The sequence below is a fragment of the Candidatus Neomarinimicrobiota bacterium genome (assembly GCA_021734025.1).
GTDB lineage: Bacteria > Fidelibacterota > JAANXI01 > JAANXI01 > JAANXI01 > JAANXI01.
Window position 1 is genome coordinate 512286 of sequence record JAIPJS010000001.1, and the last position, 24714, is coordinate 536999.

The 24714-nt window shown below is 47.4% G+C and carries 14 protein-coding genes; 12 read left to right on the forward strand and 2 right to left on the reverse strand.

Annotation, left to right across the window (positions count from 1 at the left end; genetic code table 11):
• Nucleotides 1-35 precede the first annotated feature (35 nt).
• The 10 genes from K9N57_02045 to K9N57_02090 all read left to right on the forward strand — a co-directional run bounded on the left by K9N57_02045 (nt 36) and on the right by K9N57_02090 (nt 20918).
• Nucleotides 36-2759: a DUF4982 domain-containing protein gene (locus K9N57_02045; protein ID MCF7802949.1), complete on the forward strand. Its 2724-nt coding sequence runs from the start codon at nt 36-38 to the stop codon at nt 2757-2759.
• 164 nt (nt 2760-2923) lie between these two features.
• A complete protein-coding gene (locus K9N57_02050) occupies nt 2924-4852 on the forward strand; it encodes a T9SS type A sorting domain-containing protein (protein ID MCF7802950.1) in 1929 nt (642 codons plus the stop codon).
• An 85-nt stretch (nt 4853-4937) separates the two neighbouring features.
• Nucleotides 4938-7226, forward strand: a complete 2289-nt coding sequence (locus K9N57_02055) for a family 43 glycosylhydrolase (GenBank protein MCF7802951.1) — start codon at nt 4938-4940, stop codon at nt 7224-7226.
• Between the two features lie 53 nt (nt 7227-7279).
• Nucleotides 7280-9163, forward strand: coding sequence for a right-handed parallel beta-helix repeat-containing protein (locus K9N57_02060; protein MCF7802952.1), 1884 nt, complete (start codon nt 7280-7282; stop codon nt 9161-9163).
• A gap of 318 nt (nt 9164-9481) precedes the next feature.
• Nucleotides 9482-11842: a glycoside hydrolase family 3 C-terminal domain-containing protein gene (locus K9N57_02065; GenBank protein ID MCF7802953.1), complete on the forward strand. Its 2361-nt coding sequence runs from the start codon at nt 9482-9484 to the stop codon at nt 11840-11842.
• A gap of 94 nt (nt 11843-11936) precedes the next feature.
• The gene (locus K9N57_02070; GenBank protein ID MCF7802954.1) at nt 11937-13352 is read left to right on the forward strand and encodes an MFS transporter; all 1416 of its coding nucleotides are present in this window, start codon (nt 11937-11939) and stop codon (nt 13350-13352) included.
• A gap of 201 nt (nt 13353-13553) precedes the next feature.
• A complete protein-coding gene (locus tag K9N57_02075) occupies nt 13554-14723 on the forward strand; it encodes a glycoside hydrolase (GenBank protein MCF7802955.1) in 1170 nt (389 codons plus the stop codon).
• Nucleotides 14724-14929: 206 nt separating this feature from the next.
• Nucleotides 14930-17827, forward strand: a complete 2898-nt coding sequence (locus K9N57_02080; GenBank protein ID MCF7802956.1) for a glycosyl hydrolase 115 family protein — start codon at nt 14930-14932, stop codon at nt 17825-17827.
• Nucleotides 17828-17925: 98 nt separating this feature from the next.
• On the forward strand, nt 17926-19638 hold the full coding sequence (locus K9N57_02085) for a glycoside hydrolase family 43 protein (protein MCF7802957.1): 1713 nt from the start codon (nt 17926-17928) through the stop codon (nt 19636-19638).
• Nucleotides 19639-19667: 29 nt separating this feature from the next.
• Nucleotides 19668-20918, forward strand: a complete 1251-nt coding sequence (locus K9N57_02090) for an endo-1,4-beta-xylanase (GenBank protein MCF7802958.1) — start codon at nt 19668-19670, stop codon at nt 20916-20918.
• Nucleotides 20919-20945: 27 nt separating this feature from the next.
• On the opposite strand, the gene uxuA is transcribed toward K9N57_02090, so the two are convergent.
• Nucleotides 20946-22130: a mannonate dehydratase gene (uxuA, locus tag K9N57_02095; GenBank protein ID MCF7802959.1), complete on the reverse strand. Its 1185-nt coding sequence runs from the start codon at nt 22128-22130 to the stop codon at nt 20946-20948.
• Between the two features lie 66 nt (nt 22131-22196).
• Nucleotides 22197-23021, reverse strand: a complete 825-nt coding sequence (locus K9N57_02100) for an SDR family oxidoreductase (protein ID MCF7802960.1) — start codon at nt 23019-23021, stop codon at nt 22197-22199.
• Between the two features lie 424 nt (nt 23022-23445).
• Between K9N57_02100 and K9N57_02105 the strand changes: the two genes are divergently transcribed.
• Both K9N57_02105 and K9N57_02110 read left to right on the forward strand, forming a co-directional pair.
• Nucleotides 23446-24138, forward strand: coding sequence for a tetratricopeptide repeat protein (locus K9N57_02105; GenBank protein MCF7802961.1), 693 nt, complete (start codon nt 23446-23448; stop codon nt 24136-24138).
• Between the two features lie 105 nt (nt 24139-24243).
• A complete protein-coding gene (locus tag K9N57_02110; protein ID MCF7802962.1) occupies nt 24244-24714 on the forward strand; it encodes a hypothetical protein in 471 nt (156 codons plus the stop codon).

Here is a 24714-nt window from a genome sequence, read left to right on the forward strand (position 1 = left end):
TCCTAAAATCCTTGGGTCGAGCCAGAGGTTCGAATATGTGGAAGGTAATGACTATCCTGCTATGCCTGGCAACCATTCCGTTTGCACAAATTACCGCGACAAACTCCGGGAACGTTCCCCGAGAACGTATTGCGATCAATAAAGGCTGGCGTTTTTTTAAATACGACTCGCGGGCCATGGCGGACAGCCTGATATACGACGTGCGGCCCGAGGTTAAAGAGCACGATGACGATAAACCAGCAGACTCCAAACCTACTGAAGCGGAGGGAGTAGTCTCGAAAAACAAAGTGCTGAAACCCTGGATTATACCTACCGGCAACGATTTTATCGCTGATCCCGCCAAACGGTATGAGCGCCCGGAAGGTAATCCGGGAGGCGATTTTCCGTTCGTTCAACTTAATTTTGATGACAATGCATGGGAACAGGTCGATTTGCCACATGATTGGGCTATCGATGGACCTTTTCTGGAGGGTTGGGATACCGAAGTCAGTGGTGGTATGGGACGCTTGCCCAGTCCCGGCGTGGCTTGGTACCGCAAGAAACTGGAGATCCCGGCATCTGATGCAAATAAATTGTTCTTCCTGGATGTCGACGGTGCTATGTCCTACGCCATGGTCTGGCTGAACGGGCGCCTGGTAGGCGGCTGGCCATTTGGTTATGCGTCCTGGCGCCTGGATCTGACGCCGTACATGAAACCTGGCAGGGTAAATCAACTGGCTATCAGGCTGGATAATCCGAACCACTCCTCGCGCTGGTATCCTGGCGGAGGAATGTATCGAAATGTCTGGTTGGTGAAAACCAATCCAGTTCACATAGGGCACTGGGGAACATTTGTCACTACCCCCGACGTTACCGAAAATTCAGCTACGATTAGCGTAAAAGTTACCATCGATAATGAATCTAGCAGATCAGCCAAAGTAGTAGCCCTAACAGACATCTTTGCTATAGACAAAAATAATGAGAATAGCAGAAAACAGGTCGCCTCAGTGAATCCAATGGAGGCGAAAATATCAGCTAATGGAAATGGTCAAATTAACGGGTCTGTTACTATTGAAGATCCAAATCTTTGGGGTCCGCCGCCCAGCCAAACGCCCCGTATGTACGTAGCGGTTACCACCCTTAAACAAAAAGATAAAATAGTTGACCGGTATGAGACAAAGTTCGGTATCCGGTCGCTGAAATTCGATCCAAACAAAGGTCTGTTTGTCAATGGCGAACATATTTACATCAAGGGGGTGAATAAACATCATGATCTCGGTGCATTGGGAGCGGCTTTCAACAAACGAGCGGCCGAGCGGCAGCTCGAAAAATTCAGGGAGATGGGCGTAAATGCCATCCGTACGGCCCATAATCCGCCTGCTCCGGAATTTTTAGAGTTGACCGACCGAATGGGCTTTCTTGTCATAGATGAAACCTTTGACGTCTGGAAACGGAAGAAAACACCTCTGGATTTCCACCTCATCTTCCCGGACTGGCACGAGCAGGACTTGCGTGCCCTTGTACGTCGCGACCGAAACCACCCATCGGTCATCATGTGGAGTACCGGTAACGAGGTGGGTGAGCAGTACACAGACAGGGAGGGCGCAAAATTGGCCGACAGCCTGAATAATATCGTAAAGGGGGAAGACCCAACCCGTCCGACCACCACGTCTATGAACTTTGCCAAACCACCAATGGGATTCCCCGATCCTGTTGAGATTATCAGCCTGAATTATCAGGGAGAGGGAATCCGGAATGCACCGGCGTACGATCATCTGGAAGGCATTAATACGGAGCCGCTTTATCCATCATTTCACCAGACGTATCCGGAGAAGGTAATTATCAGCAGCGAAAATGCCGCCGCACTCAGTTCCCGTGGAACATATATATTCCCGGTCTACGACGGAATTAGCGCTCCGGTAAGCGACAGCACCGGTGGTGATCCGGAAAACCAGTATGTCAGCGCGTATGAATTGTATACCGCTGAGTTTGGGTCATCGGCAGACAAGGTTTTTCGATCCTTGGAACAGCATCCCTACGTAGCAGGCGGGTTCGTATGGGCTGGCTGGGATTACCTGGGCGAACCAACGCCATATTACGGTGCCCGCAGCTCATATTTTGGCATCATCGATCTGGCCGGATTTAAAAAAGACAGGTTCTACCTGTATCAATCCCGCTGGCGCCCGGATCACAAAATGGCGCACATCCTGCCGCATTGGAACTGGCCGGATCGGATTGGGGAGGTCACGCCAGTGCACGTTTTTACGTCAGGAGATGAGGCAGAATTGTTCCTGAATGACAGATCACTCGGACGCGAGTCGAAGGATGAGTACCAATACCGTCTTCGCTGGGATGATGTGAAATATCAACCAGGTGAACTGCGGGTGGTTGCATACAAGGATGGAAAACAGTGGGCTGAGGATGTTGTGATTACAACAGGGGAGCCTTCTCACCTTGTGGCCGCAGCCGACCGCTCGGTGATTAAAGCCGATGGCAGGGACCTGTCTTTCATCGAAGTGACAGTGGCGGACAGCAACGGCTTAACCGTACCTACGGCAGATAACAAAATCACCTTCTCCATTGAAGGACCGGGAGAAATAGTCGCTACCGATAATGGAGACCCAACCAACATGACGCCGTTCCCCTCACATGAGCGTCACGCATTCAACGGGCGGGTACTTGCAATCGTGCGCTCGGGGTCAGTGAATGCTGGGGAAGTGACAGTGACGATAGAATCGCCGGGATTGAAAAAGTCCCGGGTTACTGTGTTCGTAGAATAATTGTAGCAGGAGTTTTGAGGAAATTTGAAGGGCTTTTAGCCAAAACTTCTTTTGGAATCCAATTGTGAATTTCAATGCAATGAATTCTGTGAGCGGATTGATTTATTTAAATGGTGAATTACCTGGGTATTATCCTGAGTAGTTCAATTAATTAATGGAATGCTATGAGTGTTTTTAAACCGTATAAATCATCATGTGTTATCCTCCGGCCAATGATTTTTTGGGCTATATTATTTGCCCCGGTGCTCCTGTTGCTGGCACAATCCCTGGATGTCAACGGAACAGTCACCACCCCTGCGGACGCGGCCCGGAATGCCCTGGTGACATTTATCGACTTGAGTGATACCACGATTCAGCATTCTGCCACCACCGACAGGTCGGGCCAATATTCATTGCAGATTCCTACATCAATCGATCGCGAAGATACTCAGCCGACTAGCTTTGAGTTGGCGCAAAATTACCCTAATCCGTTTACATCGACTACATCCATACCGTACCAATTAAAGAACTCCGCTGAGGTACGGTTGACTATCTATGACCTGCTCGGAAGGGAAGTCCGGAGTATTTCTCTGGGCGAAAGATCCAGGGGAGCATACAGCGTAATGTGGGACGGACTCAATAAATTCGGCCGAAGCGTTCCGGCAGGAGTGTACTTTTATCGATTACAGGCTGGTCATGAAACACAGGTGAAAAAAATGGTGATGGGAACCGGATTCCGAAGTCCGGACGTCTTATTTACTCCAGGCATTGATTCTCATCTCTCCGGCTTCGAAAAACCGGTATCGGGAATCCGCGCATCAGATTATAACGTCCGCATAGAAAGCACGGACCGATCTTATCCCAGGATTGAAACGACAGAGTTCACCGGAATATCCGTCAGGAATGATACCACCATTGATTTTACCGTGGACGAAAAAATCATTGTGAAACCGGCAGTTGTCCAGTTGGACAGCACTCATCAACTTATCCGGGGGTTCGGAGGATCAAATATACTTGCATGGCGTCCCGATATGACTTCGGGTGAAGTTGAAACTGCATTCGGTATCGGAGAGGGGCAGCTCGGATTTACGATTTTACGGCTTATGGTTGAATCAAACAGTGATAATTGGAGCCGAAGTATTGCCGCGGCAAAGACGGCTCATAAAATGGGCGCCACTATCATTGCTTCTCCCTGGCATGCCCCGGTTGAAATGCGGGAAACATTTAATGAAGAGGGTGACTACAGGGTCCGGTATGATATGTATGATGCATATGCAGCCCATCTGGATTCTTTTGTCGCTTATATGGCTGATAATGACGTACCTGTTTATGGGATTTCAGTTCAAAATGAACCGGATATTGGAGAATGGACGCAATGGACTTCGGGTGAAATGTTCACGTTCATGAGAGACCATGCCCATGCTATCACGGGTACGAACGTTATGGCTCCGGAATCGTACCATTTCGATCGATCCTATTCCGATCCCATTTTAAACGATTCCCAAGCCTCTGCGAATACAGATATAATCTGCGGACATATCTACGGAGGAGGCTTGGAATCTTATCCACTCGCTGAACAAAAGGAAAAAGAAGTATGGATGACTGAATATTTGATAAACAGCGGTAATCCCCCAACCAACGTTAGCGTTGACACAGGGTGGACTGGTGCCATGCAGACTGCCGAAAGCATCTTGAAAAGTATGAATGCAAATATGAGTGCATATGTTTGGTGGTACATAGTGCGGTATTATGGACCAATTGGCGATGGAACATATCTTAGAAAAGGGGCAATCACGAAAAAGGGTTACGTGATGTCACAATTTAGTAGGTTTATCCGTCCCGGCTACCATAGAGTGGACGTGACAGAACATCCCACTAAATATGTCTCTGTGTCTGCGTACAAGGGTGACACCGCTGTGATAGTTGCGATTAACAATGGGGAGCAAGCAGTCGATCAGCAATTCGAGTTTAATGGCGGGGTGATTAATAGTGTGATCCCGTATACAACAACAAAGACACAAAATGTCGAAGAACGCACCCCAATCCAGGTTACAGACGGAAATTTCACGGCAACATTACCACCGATGAGTATCACGACTGTTGTTTCCAGATGAAAAATTAATGCAGAGGAACTTCCATATTGTTGCGGGTTCTGAAGCTATCACATAAGCAGGATAACTACATCGGGGAGTTTCATCTATGCGAAAAACAGAGATCATACTTGCAGTGATTATGATGGCAGTCTTCCTGCCAAACGCCTTTCCGCGATCCCCCTCTTTTGACACCTTCGTCAATCCGGTTATCCCGGGTGATCACCCGGATCCCACGCTGACGAAAGTCTGGAATCATTTTTATACTTCGGGCTCTTCGTTTAATCCCACCCCTAAAATATACCATTCGACTGATCTGGTGCACTGGGAGGTAATTTCGCAGCCGGTTTCGGCGTCATGGAGCGAATATGGTGACGAGCCGGGCGGCGGCATCTGGGGTGGGCATCTGATTCGGTATAACGACCAATACTGGCATTTCTTCGGCCGCGGAGGTGGTAGTATGTATTTCGTCACAGCAGAGCAGCCGGAAGGTCCCTGGAGTAGCCCCACCCGTGTTCAAGTACCTCAAGAACTCTCGGGACTAGGGGTTGATAATTCGATCTTTATCGATGACGATTATAATACCTGGTATTTGTTGGTGAAACACGGCCGTGAGAATAATCATATCGTTGAACTGAATGACGAAGGTCAACCCACGGGCAAAGTCCTGGATTTAACCTGGCTGAATCCGGACTCTGAAGGGAATCCCTATGGCTGGGCTGAAGGTCCGGTTATGTGGAAGTACAATGGGTATTATTACTATAGTTTCGCGCAGCATCTGGCCGGCGCCCAGTACGCTATGCGTAGCGATACCTTATCACAGGATGAATCCGATTGGAAAATCCTGCAGCGTGGATCCGATATATTTTCTGGAACACCGGATGAATTTAACAGGCCGAACCATATTTCGCCGGCAGTCATGTTGGATGACGGGACCAGCTGGGTGATATCGCACGCATATTATCAGGGTATTGGCAGCGACTGGATGGCACATGGGCGTCAGGGACTCCTGAGCCAGCTTCAGTATGATGTGAACGGCGATCCTAATATTGATTTCCCGTCGAGCAAGGCCGTGTCAACCCCCGATCTGCCTAGTAGCGGGATTCCCTGGATGGTGCCCAAATCAGATATGTTCAGAACTACTACGTTGAATCCGGAGTGGTCCTTTCTGGGATATACGCCCGATAATTCCTGGTCGTTGACTGACAGGCCGGGATGGCTGACTTTAACTCCGTACCGGGGGGAGACCACTGTAGTAAAAAATGACGGCGAGCATAATTATTCCTTGATAACCAGGGTGGACTTTGAGCCGAATACTAGTTCGGAAAATGCCGGTCTCCGGATTATTAACGGGCCTGAAAACCTCAAAGCAAAAGTGTACACCTCTCTTGATAGTACGGGGCCAGTCCTGGGGTTCAGTTTTAATTCGACAGTCTATGAAGTTGAAAACACGATCGGTTCAGTTGTATGGTTGCGATTGATCCGACATGGTCACACAATTTCCGGTTATTATAGTGCAGGAGGTGACCAGTGGACGCAAATCGGAGAACCGATAAATGCGGTTGAGTTAGACAGGGAGCAGACGCAATTCAATGATTTCACCGGGAACCAGCAGGGATTGTATGTTCGCGGAAGAGAGGAAGCCGTTTTCGACCTCTATATTTATCGGGATGCCTATTCACCTGTCGAAGCCGAATATCCCGCAAACAAAACTGGTGTTGCGCGGGATGGGAACGTTTTGAGATATATTCATTCCGGGGACTGGGCCATGTATGCGGGTGTGGAATTTGGAAGCTCGGTATATCCGGAGTTTGGTACCGATTATCACCGGGCGCCGGATTCCCTGTATATATCAGCCACGGTTGCAACGGGCGGCGGAGTCGTAGAAGTGTGGCTTGACTCTATTGATACTGGCCGGAAAATCGCGGAATGCGGTATTCCGGAGCCCGAAGGTCCTCAGGTTTCGGATACGTTCAGGACTGAAGTCGATACTGTCTCCGGCAGACACGACCTATATCTGAAATTCAGAGGTTCGGCGGCAGAGGAGGAACTTTTCTGGTTGAACAATTTTGAGTTTACGTCTGGGGTTATTCCTGTCTCGGTGGAGGAGCCTACCGCAAATGACGGTATCCCCGGGCAATTTTCTATGGACCAGAATTATCCGAACCCGTTTAATCCGACAACTGAAATAGCCTATTCGATACCGAAGAAAAGCCGTGTAACTCTGACCGTGTATAACCTGCGTGGTGAAGTAGTAAGAGAATTGGTTGACGGAGTGAAAGATCCTGGGGAGTATCTTGTCACATTGAATGCGGGCGAGTTCGCCTCGGGAATATATTTATATCAGCTGAAATCGGACAATATTACATTGACAAAAAAGTGTATAGTAGTGAAATGAAATTTACCGGGGAATAGTCAGAGTCGAATGTAATTAGAAGAAGGAGAGCGATAATGCAATTCAAAGAAACCACCCGGATATACAATATAGTACCAGGCGCCATTTTTCTTGCACTGATTGTTGTCTTAGGTGTGGTATCTCTTGAGGCTGCTCCGTCAGGTGGGCCTTACGGTCCGATTCAAAAGACTTATGATAAGCCTGATGTTGAGGGCACGATCTATTATGTCGCACCGGATGGAGATGCCGGAGTAAATGGAAAAATCCTGGAGAAGCCGACAACGATAGAATCAGCCATCGAGCGTGTCAAAACCGGCGATGCTATCGTTTTGCGGGGTGGTATCTACCGAACTGGCGATTTGGTGCTCAACCAGGGCATTACCATGCAGCCGTACGCAAATGAACAGCCTTTATTCAAGGGTACCCATGTGGCCGAAGAATGGGAAGACCTCGGTGACGGTCTCTGGGTCACATCCTGGGACCGGCTGTTTCCGTCCGCCCCTCAAGGCTGGTGGCGCCGACACCGTGAATTGCGGAAAACCCCGCTGCACCGGTTTAATAACGATATGGTCTTCGCGGACGGGGAATTTTTACAGTCAGTTGGCTGGGCCGGCAATGTTGATGAAAATACATACTTCATTGATTATGAGACCAAGGAAGTATATATCGGTGTCGATCCTGCTGAGCATCAAATTGAAATAACTGCATATAATCTAGCGCTCAGGAGAACGACGGAGAAGGTGCACGGAAAAAAACCAGACCATCGTGGACCGGTTATCCGTGGGATCACTTTTTCCCAGTACGCTTACCGGGCCTTTGAGATTGAAGGGACCGAGCCCCAGGGTCCTGCCGATGAGTCGGAGTTTGGAAAGGATGTCGTCGGAACGACTCTGGAGCATCTCACCATTTCATATTGTTCGCGGGTCGCGGGATATTTCAGAGGAGATTCGTTAACTATCCGGCATTGCAAGGTGAGCGATACCAGCACCGAAGGAATCTATATCCTGGCATCGAATGATGTGCTACTCGAGAAGAATATTTTCACTCGCAATAATATTGAACGCATTACCGGATATTACCCGGCTGCCGTGAAAATATTCAACCAGTCACATCGGGTTACGTGCAGAGATAATCTCGTGATCGACCATCCGTATTCTAATGGAATTTGGTATGACGTCGGGAATGTAGACGGCGTATTCATCAATAACTGGGTCCAGGGCGTTGGGAATACTAATAAGCCTGTCGCTACCGATCGACTGTGGCCCAGCGATAACGGGTTCTTTTTTGAGATTTCCAAGGGTGTGACCGTGGCGGGCAATGTGTTTGTCGATTGTGACCACGGGGTAATGATCCTGAACAGCTCTGATGCCAAAATCTATCAGAATACTTTTGTAAATAGTATGGTGTGTATCGGTCGAGATAACCGCAGTGCGGAAGGGGATCATTTCGGATGGCATCCGGCCACCGGGCCAGGGGTCGAAGAGCGGGACGGCCACATATTTGTGAATAATTTACTGACGGGCAAAGATTTCAATAGGCCGCTATTGTTTACCTGGCAGCCTTCCTTCATGTGTGACAGGCTTTCGAAATCTCCATTAAATAAAATGAATCACAATATCTATGTCAAAGATGACAGTAAAATTGATGCCCCGGTAATACTTTGGAGTCCGGTTGATAATCAGGAGTGTCAGGCCGCGTTCCAGTCATTGGAAGAATTTCAGGAAATATATTCTGAGTTCAGCACTAATAATCAGCTGTATGACGATTACGCCGGGCCCTTATTTAAAGGAAGCGAATTAGGGAACTACCAGCTACTTCAGGGATTTCCCGGAGAATATTCCGGTACGGAACTGCCGGATGCGGTAAAAAGCCTGTTGGAATATCAATCTGCTTCGCCAACCCCGGGAGCTTATCCGACATTAAGCGAAGAAAGCCAATAACTCCTGAAATAACTACTAAATTTGGCTGTTATTCAGATTGACAATTGAATGGAAAGTTTCGTATATTAAAACGGTTCAATTTGGATTGAACTGTTATGATATTCGCCTTTTTTGATCAATTGTAGAAGAAAAATAATGTTGAAGGATTCTATGTTGAAAGAAATTAGAAATATTTGCGGGTACGTAAAAGAGTCTTATCGAAAGGCCGTCTTATACGGATGATAAACTGAAAAGGAGGCGAATAGTACAGGATATCTGCATGTTTTTTGGACCTGAGAAAATTGTTCTGAAATAACTAGTTTAAACACCGGAAATACAATGACTGAAGAAATTGCACACAGCAGTGATTCAATTAAATTCGACCAGATTGCCGACTATAAAAATCCGGAGCAATCCATTAGCGATCGGGTAGAGAGCCTTTTGAGTCAAATGACTCTTGAAGAAAAGATCAATCAAATGCTCTGTATTTGGCAGGAAAAAGAAACTCTTATATTTGATGAAGATGGGAATTTTGATCTCACTGATTTGAAACAACGGTTCGTTGGGGGTATTGGGCAGATCGGTCGCCTCAGTGACAGTAGCGGTGGGTTGAGTGCGCAAAGAATGGTAGAGATATCAAATGAAATCCAGCAATTTTTTGTCGAGCAAACCCGCCTGGGTATTCCGGTAATTTTCCATGAAGAATGCCTCCATGGGCTCGCAGGAAAAGAGGCAACCAGTTATCCGCAACCGATTGGGTTAGCAGCGACTTTTAATCCTGAGTTGGTACGTGAAATATTCTCCGCTATTTCGGATAGCGTTAGATCACGAGGAGCCCACCAGGCCTTGACACCCGTTCTGGATGTAGCACGTGATCCCCGATGGGGCCGGGTTGAGGAGACGTTTGGAGAGGATCCCTATCTCATCGCTCAGTTGGGAATTGCCGCCGTACGGGGACTGCAGAAATCTGATGGCTCAACATATGATGGAGAACTTCAACGGTTTCCCGGGCTTATAGCTACCTTAAAGCACTTTGCCGCACACGGGGAACCCGACAACGGCGCCAATTGTGGACCGGTAAATATATCCGAACGAATGCTGCGTGATGTATTTCTATATCCGTTTGAACGGGTTATACGCGAGGCGGGGCCGGCATCTGTGATGGCTTCCTATAACGAAATTGATGGCGTACCTTCCCACGCAAATCCGTGGCTCTTAAAGCAGGTGCTACGCGATGAATGGGAATTTCAGGGATTTGTCGTTTCGGATTATTACGCGATTACAGAATTGAATGAAAAGGAGAATACCAACGCCCACTTTGTCGCCAGAGATAAGAAAAATGCGGCGCTCCTTGCAGCGAATGCAGGAGTAAACTTAGAATTTCCCGAACCGGATTGTTATCCGGAGCTTGCTGAACTTGTGGAAACGGGTGATTTGGATGAGAGCGTTATTGATGAGCTGGTTGCACCGCTTCTGGAATACAAATTTAAACTCGGGCTGTTTGATGAGCCATACACGGATCCGGACAATTTGAACATTGATGCACAACTTGAATCTGACAGACCAATAGCCCTGCAAGCCGCCAGAGAAACGATTACACTCTTAAAGAACGATGAAAATCTTTTACCATTGGATATGGAACCTGACTCTACCCTTGCGGTGATTGGCCCTAATGCAGATCGACAGTTATTGGGTGGATACAGCGGTGAACCGAAATATTACACCACAGTGCTCCAGGGGATAACGGATAAATTGCAGGGGAAGGATCCGAAAGGAGACAAAAACATTCACGTTGTCTCCAGTGAAGGCTGCAAAATTACTGTAGGCGGTTCATGGGACGAAGACGAAGTGACACTTCCCGATCCGGAAGAGGACGAAAGGCTGATTAAGGAGGCGGTGGAAACGGCGGAGCAGTCTGATGTCGTCGTACTTGTCTTGGGTGATAACGAGCAGATATCCCGGGAAGCATGGAGTAAAGATCATTTGGGCGACCGGGCAACACTGGAGTTATTTGGAAGACAAAATGATCTTGTCCGGGCCGTGAAGCAAACGGGGAAGCCCGTTATCGTGGTCCTGATTAACGGCAGACCGAATTCCATTGAGTATATTCACAATAACGTTCCTGCAATCCTTGAATGCTGGTACCTGGGGCAAGAAACAGGGCATGCTGTTGCCGATGTTCTATTTGGGGATTACAACCCCTCCGGTAAACTTCCGATTAGCATTCCAAGATCAGTGGGACACCTCCCGGCGTACTATAACCACAAACCTTCAGCCCGACGCGGATATCTTTTCGATGACATAAGCCCGCTCTATCCATTCGGCTACGGGTTAAGTTATACGACGTTTCAATTGAGCAACGTTCGCCTCGGAAGTGAAACTATAAAATCGACTGAATCAACTCAGGTTTTCGTCGATATACAGAATACCGGACCATATGCCGGAAAACAGGTGATACAATTGTATATCAGGGATTTGGTAAGTTCCGTAACCAGGCCGGTGAAAGAACTCCGGGGATTTCGGAAAATTCACCTGGATTCCGGGGAATCCCGGACTGTGGCCCTGGAAATCCGGCCGGAGCATCTTGCCTTTACTGATATTAATAAAACGTATACTGTTGAACCCGGCGAGTTTGAGATAATGGTTGGAGCATCTTCCAGAGATAAGGACCTGCAGAAAACCGTATTGCATGTGGTCTGAATTTCACCGGGCATTGTATAGCAGGATGAAGAGTGAGAAATCCTTTCTTTCTCTCCAATTTATAACCATTAAGATAATAGAGCTGAGGTAGAACGTGGAAGGCACACCGCGAAGGTTATCAATAGGCGAAAAAATCGGATTCAGTTTTGGGGATACCGCTGCCAACCTGTATTTCCAGACGTTTATAGTCTTTCTCCCAATCTTTTACACAGATGTGTTCGGACTGCCGGCTGCGGCTATGGGGACTATGTTTCTCGTCACCCGGATCTGGGATGCTGTCAACGATCCGCTCATGGGAATGATTGCTGATAGAACGCGGACTCGCTGGGGAAAATTCCGCCCCTATATTGCATTATTTGCTGTGCCATTGGCTATCGTCGGAGTAATAACATTTTCAACCCCGGACTTTGGCGAAACCGGTAAGCTGATATATGCCTACGTGACCTACGCTTTAATCTTGATGTTCTACACGGCTGTCAATGTACCGTATTCGGCGCTGATGGGTGTTATCTCTCCCAACTCCCTGGAGCGGACAGAAGTTTCAACCTATCGGTTTGTTGCCGCATTTGTCGGCCAGTTTATTGTGGGAGCAGCGACACTGACGCTTGTGGAATTCTTTGGTCAGGGAAACCCCCAGGTCGGGTGGCCCTGGGCCATGGGATGTTTCGGAGTAATTGCGGCCATCTTACTTTTTATTACGTTCTTTTCCACAAAAGAGCGGGTACTACCTCCGAAAGGCCAGCAGTCCGACATCAGGCAGGATTTAAAAGATTTGTTTAAAAATAAACCGTGGTTACTCATTGCCGGCGCCACGGTGTTTCAACTGACATATATAGTGATGCGCGGGTCCTCCACTGCATACTATTTCAGGTATTTTGTCCAGGAACAGCAGCTGGGAATATTCGGCTATAATATTAACCTCTCAGTCAATATGTTCACATCGTCATTTATCACGATCGGCACGGTTTCCACCTTGATCGGTGCACTTTTGACTATGTGGTTTTCCAAGCGGCTGGATAAAAAGAATACCTATTCAGGATTTCTTATTACAAGCGCAGTTTTCTCCGCCTTTTTCTATTTTCTGCAACCGCACAACGTGATTTTAATTTACCTGTTAAACATACTGGTGTCGTTCTTTTTTGGTTCGGTTTCTGTGCTGCAGTGGGCTATGTATACGGATACGGCAGACTATGGCGAGTGGAAAATGGGACGACGGGCAACTGGTCTGATTATGGCCGCGTCGCTATTTGCATTAAAGCTCGGGCTCACACTGGGTGGCTCAATAGTCGGGTGGGTGCTGGGATTTTACGGATTTGTTCCAAATGTAGCCCAAACTCCGGATACCTTACACGGAATCGTGTTACTGATGAGCGCATATCCGGCCATTATCGGAATCCTCGGCGGTTCATTGATGCTCTTCTATCCACTCACTAATGACATGATGATCGAGATTGAGGAGGATTTGGAGGGAAGACGGGGTGATGACGCGGCAGCGGATCCCGTTGTCTAAAATGATCTCGAAATATATTGCGGGATAAATAACCGAAATTCTCCAAAGTGATAAAGTAGAAACTGTAAACTTGGGTGTGCATTGGTACTCGGAAAAATAATGCTCCTTACAATGAAAAAACTATTCACTTCTGCCGCAGCAATTGTCCTCATACTTTTCAATACGTTTGCGTATTCACAGACGAACACGACATCTCCGGAAATGTCGCCTGAAAAGGCAGCATTTTATACCGGCTCGTATCCGAATCTTTTCACTGAATTGCTGGGAAGGACCCCCTCGGAGGTCGAAGCAAAGATCAACTCCGCCTTCGATCAGCTGTTTTATGGAGATGACGAAAGTCAGCGGGTCTATTATCCTGTGGGCAAAGACATGGCCTATATCAAGGATATCAATAATAATGATGTCCGGACTGAGGGCATGTCTTACGGGATGATGATTGCAGTCCAGATGGATAAAAAGGAGGAGTTCAACCGGTTATGGAAATGGACAAAGACATATATGCAGCATTCAGAGGGACAGCGGGATGGATATTTTTCCTGGCATTGTAATACCGATGGCTCTGTTATCGATTCGAATTCAGCTGCAGACGGTGAAGCTTGGTTTGTAACTGCACTGCTACTTGCCTCGGGCCGGTGGGGAGATGGAAGCGGTATCTTAAACTATAATGCTGAAGCACAGTACATTCTGGATGCCATGCTCTCCAAGACCGACTCATCTGACAGTCCTCATGTCGTAACCAATATGTTTAATAAAAGGGAATATTTAATTGTATTCGTCCCGGTAGGGCATGCAGATGATTTTACTGATCCTTCGTATCAGGTGCCGCACTTTTATGAACTCTGGGCTCGTCTTGATAACGATAATAATCAGTTCTGGGCTGATGGTGTCAAGGCGAGCCGGAGTTTATTAAAGAAAGCCGCTCACCCGAAAACCGGTTTATCCCCCGATTATTCCCATTTTGACGGTACTCCGTTCGAGGGATGGAATAATGGTGCGGAAAATTTTCGGTTCGATGCGTGGCGGGTCGCGATGAACGTTGCCATGGATCATGTCTGGTTTGCACCCGGGGAATGGCACATCCGGGAGTGCAATAAATTGTTGAAATTTTTCTATGATCAGGGCATAGAAAACTACGGAAACCAATTTACTCTGGATGGGGAACCTCTGAGTGCTACGGATCAGGATCATAGCACAGGTTTAGTGGCAATGAACGCTGTTGCGGCTCTGGCTTCGACGCATGACTATCGAAAGGAGTTTGTTAAGCAATTGTGGGAAATCCCTGTCCCTGAGGGACATTACCGGTATTACGACGGCATGCTTTATATGCTTGGACTGCTACAGGTAAGCGGAAATTTTCGAGTTTATAAATAGAACACCTTCAAAAGAATTTCCTGCTCTGACAATTATTTCACCTACCAAAATTTAGCAGGAGGAGTATTAAATGGAACAGCACCCTGATGCTCCAAAGAATAAACAACTTTGAAATAGACGGAGTGGCTATGAGTTCCTATATGTTTTCCCACACAGAATTCAGCAGACAGGCGCTTTCAACTTATTTGACAACAGCGTTATACCAAATGCTCCTGTTGGCAATTTGCATTTTATTGGTGTCAGGGACGATCTATTCTCAGGAAATGAACGGGACCTCTGAGACCGCCCAATCCTATGTTGTATTTCAAGAAGCCGACGGTGCGTTTCCACTGGTAGCGGAGGGAAAATCAGCTTCAATCATAATGAGCTCCACGGAATATGCCGGAGTCGTTCGTGCCGGAGAGGACCTTCAGAATGATATAGAAAAGGTGTCCGGATTCCGGCCGCAATTATCCCGTGAAAATGCACCATCCGCCCAAACTGCAGTCATCATTGGAACAATAGGAAAAAGCGGACTTATCGATCGACTAATCGATGAGGGAAAACTGAATGTCACTGATATCCGGAACCAGTGGGAAACATTTCTTATTCAAACCATCGAGAAGCCATTTCCCGGCGTAAACTCTGCGTTGGTTATTGCCGGGAGCGATAAGCGTGGCACTATCTATGGGATCTATGATCTTGCAAAAAATATCGGCGTTTCACCGTGGTATTACTGGGCCGATGTCCCGGTAAAAAAACACGCCGCCCTCTATGTACTTCCCGGGTCGTATAAAATCGGCCCGCCGAAGGTAAAATATCGTGGCATTTTTATTAATGATGAGGCTCCGGCGCTATCCGGCTGGGCACATGAAAAATTCGGCGGCTTCAACCATCAATTTTATGAGAAGGTATTTGAGCTGATACTGCGGTTACGGGGAAATTATCTCTGGCCGGCAATGTGGGGCAACGCATTTAATGTGGATGACACACTGAACCCAAAACTTGCCGATGAATATGGCATTGTAATGGGTACATCCCACCATGAACCGATGATGCGGGCCTGGAAGGAATGGGACCGATTCGGTGAAGGGCCGTGGAATTACCAGAAAAATGACAGCACCCTCCGGGAGTATTGGCGCAAAGGGATAGAACGGATGAACGATTATGAAAGTATCGTTACCCTTGGCATGCGTGGAGATGGCGATGAACCCATGAGCGAAGATGCCAATATCGCCTTATTGAAACGGATTGTCAGCGATCAGCGGGAAATCATCCGGGAGGTCACCGGGGAAGATATCACCGAAATTCCACAAGTCTGGGCGCTGTACAAGGAGGTTCAAAAGTATTACGACGATGGAATGCGCGTTCCTGACGATGTGACGCTTCTGTTCGCGGACGACAACTGGGGCAATGTGCGCAGACTTCCGGAGGCGGATGCCGAACCCCGCGAAGGCGGATACGGTATGTACTACCATTTTGACTATGTTGGCGGGCCACGGAATTATAAATGGCTCAATACCAACCAGATTGAACGGGTGTGGGAACAGATGCACCTGACATATGAGCATGGTGTAAAGCGGATTTGGATCGTGAATGTCGGCGATATTAAACCTATGGAATTCCCAATTAGTTTCTTCCTTGATTATGCCTGGAATCCGGAGAAATACGATGCAAAGGATCTCCCGGTTTACTACCGAAATTGGGCGACGAATCAATTCGGAGCGAAGTACGCGGACGATATTGCCGATATTTTGGCTAAATATACAAAGTATAACTCGAGAAGAACTCCGGAACTATTGTCACCTGAGACCTATAGTTTAGTTCATTACCGTGAAGCGGAAACCGTGGTTGCCGACTACAACCGGTTGGCGAATCGAGCCAATGAAATCTATAATGAAATGCCGGAAGAATACAAAGCGGCATTTTACCAGTTGGTGCTGCATCCGGTCATCGCTTGTGCAAATTTAAATGAACTGTATATCACGGCAGGACTTAACCGGCTCTATGCCAGTCAGGGAAGGGCTCTGACGGATAGCCTCGCGGATCGTGTGAAAGCGCTGTTTAACCAGGACGCCGATATTACAAAGTACTATAATAAGGAATTGAATGACGGAAAATGGTCCCACATGATGGATCAAACGCATATCGGCTATACATACTGGCAGCAGCCTGAACAGAATAATATGCCGGAGATTGAAACCATATCGCTGCCAAAACCGGCTGATATGGGGGTTGCCATCGAAGGTTCGGACAACTGGTGGCCACGCAGCGACAAACAGGCAACATTGCCGACGATTGATAAGTACAACCGGAATTCCCGGTATGTTGAGATCTTCAATCGGGGGAAATCCCCGTTCGAATTTTCCATTAAACCCGGAAAACCGTGGATCAGCGTTTCCCCGAAAACTGCCACGGTGAAAAAACAACAACGTGTTCGCGTTGACGTGAGCTGGGATATCGCACCTGCCGGATTACATGAGGTACCGCTAACTATTGAAGGTACCGGAAAGACTATTGAAGTTGGTACAAAGATTGTGAACCCCAGAGAACCTGAGCGCGAGAAGATCGAGGGATTTGTGGAAACAAACGGGTATGTCTCAATCGAAGCTCCGCACCGGACGAATTCTGTTGAGAAAGCACCGGTGCAGTGGACAGTAGTGCCAAACCTGGGCAGAACGCTGTCGGCGGTTACTCCCTTTCCGGTGACAGCTTCTCCCCAGTCTCCCGAAGGGGATAACCCGCATCTTGCATATCGGATTTATTTCTTCAGTGAAGGGGAGGTTAGCGTGAAAGTATTCACTTCGCCAACCCTGAAATACCATAATGAGGGGCTGCGATACGCCGTCTCAATTGATGACGAAGAGCCCCAGGTGATCAACATGAACCCGAACCCGTATTATGCAGATTTAAACTACGACAGCCTCTGGAATGTCTGGGTGGCCAATAATATTAATATCCGTGAAACCAATCTGAATATCGGGAAATCCGGTTACCACGTGCTGAAGTTCTGGATGATTGATCCGGGAGTGGTCCTGCAGAAAATCGTTATCGATACCGGGGGATTGAAGAAAAGCTATCTGGGACCGCCGGAAAGCTTTTTCCGCCGGGAGACCGTTCGTTGATTCAGAAATTGATTAAAATTCCCAACGGAGGGTAGTCCTCGATGCTGCAAAGCAGGAAATTATCTGTGCTGTTAATGGTTGTGTCAATCTGTTGGAGCATGGAAAATACCGTCTTTGGTGCCGGACAAAAAATGTTTACCAATCCAATCCTGTCAGGATTTTATCCCGATCCCAGTGTCTGCAGAGTGGACAGCAATTATTATCTGGTGAATTCGACGTTTTCGTATTACCCGGGCATCCCGGTATTTCACAGCCGCGACCTGGTACACTGGGAACTACTGGGATATGCCATGGATCGGGCGGGACAACTAAACCTGGACAGCCTCGGGGTTTCCAGAGGAATCTTTGCCCCTGCCATTAATCACTACCGGGGAACTTTTTACATCACGAGTACAGTGGTTGACGGCGGAGGGAATTTTGTCATAACAGCACAAGATCCAGCCGGCCCTTGGTCTAAACCGGTTTGGCTACCCGAAGTCAATGGAATCGATCCATCGCTATTCTTTGACACAGATGGAAAGGCGTATTTAGTTTATAACAGCATTCCACCGAATAACTCTCCGAAATATCAGGGCCATCGTACTATCCGAATCCGGGAGTTCAATACCGATAATTTGGGAACCAGAGATGAGGAATATATCCTGGTAAACGGCGGCACTGATATCTCAAATGAGCCCATCTGGATCGAGGGGCCCCACTTGTTTCATTTGACCGAAACAGGGAAGGACCCAACCGGAAATGACGGGTACTACTATCTCATTGCAGCCGAAGGTGGGACCGGGTACGAACATTCGGAGGTCGTATTTCGGAGTAAAAACGTTTTTGGACCGTATACCCCATTTGAGGACAATCCGATACTCACCCAGAGAGATTTGCCACCGGACCGCGAACATCCGATAACCTCAACCGGTCATGCCGATATGGTACGTACTGTTGATGGAGACTGGTGGGCAACATTTTTGGGATGTCGTCCATATGAGCCGTACGAAAAAGACTATTACAACACTGGCAGAGAAACCTTTCTCACTCCTGTCGAATGGATCGAAGGCTGGCCGATCATTAATCCGGACCATGAAGAAGTCCAATACCAGTATCCGTATCCGGTTTCCGCTGCAGAAGAGACACCTCAATCACCGTACGGAGGTGATATCTCATATACGGATGATTTTGAAACGGAGAAGTTGGATCTTAACTGGATGTTCCTGAGAACCGTGCACGAAGAATGGTACGCACTTAATTCAGAGGACGGTACTCTGAGAATTCAGGTCAGGCCGGAAACCTGCGCAGGGAAGGGAAACCCATCTTTTCTGGGACGCCGGCAACAGAATCTGTACTGTTCCGCCAGTACCCGGTTGAGTTTTTCACCCCGGTATGATGGTGAAAAAGCCGGGTTGTTGATCTTCCAGAATGGTGATCACTTTTATTATCTGTGCAAATCATCAGAAAATGGTAGGCAGGTTGTTCAGTTATTCCGGTCGGTTGCCGAAGACACCGCTACCGGCGAAATGAAATTGCTGAATTCCCGTTTCCTTGACGACGATACCGGGGATCTCTGGTTAAAAATCACGGCAGAGGGTAATACATATTCATTTCATTTTGCTACGGAAGCGGCGCAATGGATATTACTCAGGGGTGAACTTGATGCATCATTTTTAAGCACGAAAGTCGCTGGCGGATTCGTCGGCGCTTTTTTTGCTCTTTATACCACGTCTCTGGGGCAGCCGAGCGAAAACTCAGCAGTATACGACTGGTTTAAATACGAAGGAACGCACCCAGTATTCTCAAAGAAAAACGTTAAAAAATCTGAATAGTAAGATGGAAAGGGATGGCTCTGAACAGCATGTTACGATTTACCGGATATCACGTCATCACGATAATAATTTTTTTCGCAATGGGTACAAGTGTGTCTGCACAACTTGCACCGGACAGCGCCAAGTTCGTTGGTAATATTCTGAGCTACGATGTACCCGATAACTTTGATAATTATTGGAATCAGGTCACTCCAGAAAATGCCGGAAAATGGGGTAGTGTCGCCGGGAGTCAGGATACCAGTCAATGGAACTGGGGCAATCTGGATATGGCGTATAATTATGCGAAAGAGAACGGGCTCCCATTTAAGAACCACGCATTAATGTGGGGGCAACAGCAACCGGAGTGGATAGACGATCTCGATTCCGCCGCGCAGGCTGAAATTGTGGAGACATGGATTCAGATGACCGCAGAACGGTATCCGGAGACGGATTTGATTGATGTGGTGAATGAACCGCTGCATGCACCACCTTCATACAAAGAGGCGATTGGCGGTGACGGGGAGACCGGCTGGGACTGGGCCATCTGGGGATTTGAAAAAGCCAGAGAATATTATCCTGACGCCAAACTTCTGATAAACGACTACAACATTTTACGAAGCAATCAAAGTACACTGTCATATAAAAGTCTGATCAGCCTCCTCCAGGAACGGAACCTGATCGATGGGATCGGACTGCAGGCACATTTTCTCGAGGAGACCCGGGCTAGCACGATTAGCGGAAATCTCAACTCCCTGGCCAAAACAGGACTTCCGATATATATCTCAGAGTATGACGTAAATATAGCAGATAATGACCGGCAACTTGAGAAAATGCAGGAGCAATTCCCCATTTTTTGGCAGTCCGATGCTGTCGAAGGAATCACGTTTTGGGGATATATCGAAAGCCGCATCTGGCGTGAGGACGCATATCTAATTGACTGGAGCGGAAGATCGCGTCCGGCATTAGATTGGCTGGAGACTTACATTGATACTGCCAAGACTAAGACATCTGTGACATCTCCAGGGCCGCCAATTTCCGAATTTCAACTGGAACAGAATTTTCCCAACCCTTTCAATCCGGAGACACAGATCAAGTTTACTCTTTCCATTAATGAGGTTGTAACAATGGAGGTATACGACATCTCTGGCAGGAAAGTGGAGACGCTCCTTAGCGGAAGGCATATGAGCGCTGGCACTCATACTGTTCGCTTCACCGGGGCGGAATTACCTGGTGGGATGTATTTATATAAATTGCAGACGCCTGATAATACAGAGCATAAAAAGATGGTATTGCTCAAATAATAATTGGAAAACTATTTACGTATGGTTTTACATATCCATCGATCGCCTGATGCCGAGTTCCAGGCCGCGAAGCTCGGCAAGACCGCGTAACCTGCCATACAGGGAATATCCCGGGTAAATATTCTTCTTTGGAATATCGTCTAGCATCAGTGGGCCGTGATCTGGTCGCACTGGCATCCGGATGTCTTCTCTGCCGACCTTGAGCCGTCGATCTTGTTCCTGTATCAAAATCTTTATAATGGTGTACATATCTGCATCACCACCGATATGGCCGACTTCCGTAAAATCATCATCCGTGTCCTTTTTTACGTTCCGCAAATGAGTGAAATGCACCTTATGCGCGAATGACTTTGTGATGTCGATTATATCGTTCCTGCTTGACGATGCCAGAGATCCGACACCAAGAGTAAGCCCATTCGACGGAGAATCAATCGCATCCAATACTCGCTGAATATCTTTTTTAGTACTGACAACCCGGGGTAGTCCGAACAGCGGACGCGGCGGATCATCGGGATGAATTCCCATCCGTACTCCGGCTTCCTCTGCCGCAGGTATAATTTCCTGAAGAAAGGAGTATAAATTATTTCGAAACGTTTGCTCATCAATATCCCTGTATTCTTCAAGGGCATCCCTGAACTGTTTCAGTGTCAGTGATTCACCGGTTGCGGGGAAGGGCAGGAGCATGGTTTGGGTGAGCTGTTCTATCTCTCGTGCAGTGAGGTTATTATAATAATTTTCTGCGCGTTCAATTAGCTTGTTGGAGTAACTTTTTTCAGCATTTAAACGCTGGAGTATATACAGGTCGAATGCTGCGAAGGCAATAATCTCAAATCTGGTCGTCACGGATCCGTCCGGTAATTCGAAGTTCAAATCGGTTCGTGCCCAGTCCGAAACCGGCATGAAGTTGTAACATACCGTATCGATCCCACATTGGCCCAGATTCCGGATAGTCTGCTTGAAGTTATCAATATAATCCTGATAATCCCCAATCCGTTTTTTTATATCCTCATGTATCGGTATACTCTCCGCTACCGACCAGGAGAATCCGGCTTTCTCAACGATCTGTTTTCTCGCCATGATGGAATCAATCGGCCATACTTCTCCCCGTGGAATGTTTCCCAAAGAAGTGACGATCCCTGTGGCTCCGGTCGGTTTAATTTGTTCTAACGTTACCGGATCGTCGGGACCGAACCATCGCCAGGTATATTCCAGGGTGTGGGAGTCGTTGTTTATTGACACAAATACATTTTCCTCAAGTTATCCGAATTATCCGTATAGTTACACTCCGTTAAAGATACTGAATCCGCCGTCGATGGGAATTACTGCTCCCGTAACGAAGCCGGAGGCGTCGCCTGCGAGCCACAGGATCGCGCCAATTAACTCCTCGGGATCACCGAATCGCCCGAACGGAGTCACATCGATTATGGATTGGCCTCGCTCAGATAACGAGCCATCGGTATCGGTTAAAAGATTGCGGTTTTGCTCGGTAAGCAAAAACCCCGGCGCAATTGCGTTTACCCTGATTCCTTCACCAAATTTTCGAGCCATTTCCACGGCCATCCAGCGGGTAAAGTTATCTACCCCGGCCTTGGCAGCCGAGTAACCAACCACCCGGGTGATTGCACGGAAGGACGCCATGGAGGATAAGTTGATAATAGATCCACTTTTTCGATCTGCCATGGATTTCCCGAAAATGAGTGTAGGAAGGACCGTCCCGTTTAAGTTTAAATCCGTAACCTCGTTAAAATCCCTGATGTCCATATCGAACACCGTATGCTCGTCATCGATAGTGGCGCCGGACATATTGCCGCCTGCCGCGTTAATAAGAATATCTATTTGTCCGAACTTATCCAGCACCTCATAATTTACCTGTCGAATCTCGTCTTTCTTCAGTACGTCACATTTCCGGCCGATAACCCGGCCACCGATTTCTGAGAGAGATACAACCTTCCTTTGCAGTTTCTCTTCGTCCCTCCCGAGAATTACGACACGCGCACCTGCATTCAGGAGTCCCCCGGCCATTGCCGTGCCTAACACTCCGCTGCCGCCGGTAATGATTGCGACTTTTTTGTCCAGGTTGAATTTATCTGCTATATAATTCATCGATTGCCTTTAAATCTTGCCATTTTCATCAGTTTACACTGGGCATCAAATGTTAGTATATTCATTATAAATATGAAGACAAAAATTTAAGAATAATTCCTGCTATATCATACTTTTCATCCAGGGCTTCCGTAACGAGATGGCGCGGAATTTCATTGAATTCACCGAAGCGGGGTTCAGGGAAAACCATAAAGTATCCACATAAGAAATACTGCTTGTAATAATGGGGCTGAATGAGGGAATTAATTCATCACAATCTGATGCGTATTTCAATTATAAACGATTATCCAGCGGAAATATCTTTAAAATGGTAAATGACGTGTAGTGATGGGTGATTATATATTGCAATCATACCTCGCTCCAATTAACTTTTCAGGATTTTGGAAATGATTTTGTTGATTGACCAAGGAAACGGATACGAATTATGCTAAAACCAAAGCGTCGCATTACCAAAAAGGAACTAAAACAGGACGAATTCCTGGAGTTCCTGTATAAGGCCGAGCAATTCGTCCGGAAACATGCAAGAGTTCTGTCTTATATTGGTGCGGGCATCGCCGTAGTTGTACTTGTTGGCATTTTGATGTATAACAGCCGCCAACAAGCAGAACAGGAGGCCGCCGGGGTACTCGGGGCAGCGCAGGCGTCATTTGACCAGGGAAATTACGAGGAAGTAATAGATCAATTGACGCCAATGGTTGAGACTTATAGCGGTACGAACAGCGCAGGCGTCGCCACGTTTTATATCGGAAGTTCGTATTACCGGATGGGTGAGTATGAACAGGCGGAAGAATATTTTAGCCGCTATTTGAATGAATATGATGCCGATCCGACTTTGAGCGCATCTGCGCATGCCAGTTTGGGGTCGATTGCCGCAGAAAACGGCGACATGGAAGAAGCGGCAGAGGAGTTCCGGGAAGCGATGCGCCGGGCGCCTTATAAATTCTTGATACACCGTTATAGCCTGGAAGCAGCCCACTATACCTTTGAAGCCGGGAACACTGAGACCGCGAAAACATTAATTACCAATTTGTTAACGACAGATGACCTGAATAGCGGGGTGCAGTCGGAAGCCGAAGCACTGCTGGAAACAATTGAAGTAACGCAGAAGACTAACTAATTACCGGGGCTCTATTTCTGCTTGCAATAGCAGGGTAGGGCCTGTATCTTCTGGGACGAAAGTGGGTTGACAAACCCACTTTTTTTGCATTATAGAGGAGCAGAAATGATGTTTCAGACTGCGGAACAGATAGAAGATACGGTTTTTGAAATTAGTGAAAAATACCTGAGTGAAATCGGCGGGTACGTGCTCGACGTCCAATTGAAGGGGGCGCGGGGGACACGGAAAATCGAAATTATCGCGGATACTGAGAAAGGTATTACGCTGGATGAACTGACCGAGATTAGCAAACAGGTAGAAGAAGAGTTGGACAATACGGATTTGCTGGAAGAAAAATACACGCTGGAACTGACCTCCCCGGGCCTGGACAGACCCTTAAAAACTGAACGGGATTTCCGGCGCAGGCTGGATCACAACGTACGCATTGATCATACGATGCTGGAGCCAGCGAGTCCGGTCGAAGGGATAATTTCAGATGTGGATGAAAAATCAGTAACAATACAACACGAAGATTTGGGACAACTGGCAATACCGTTTGACCAGATGACCAATGCAAAACTGGTATTAAAATGGTAA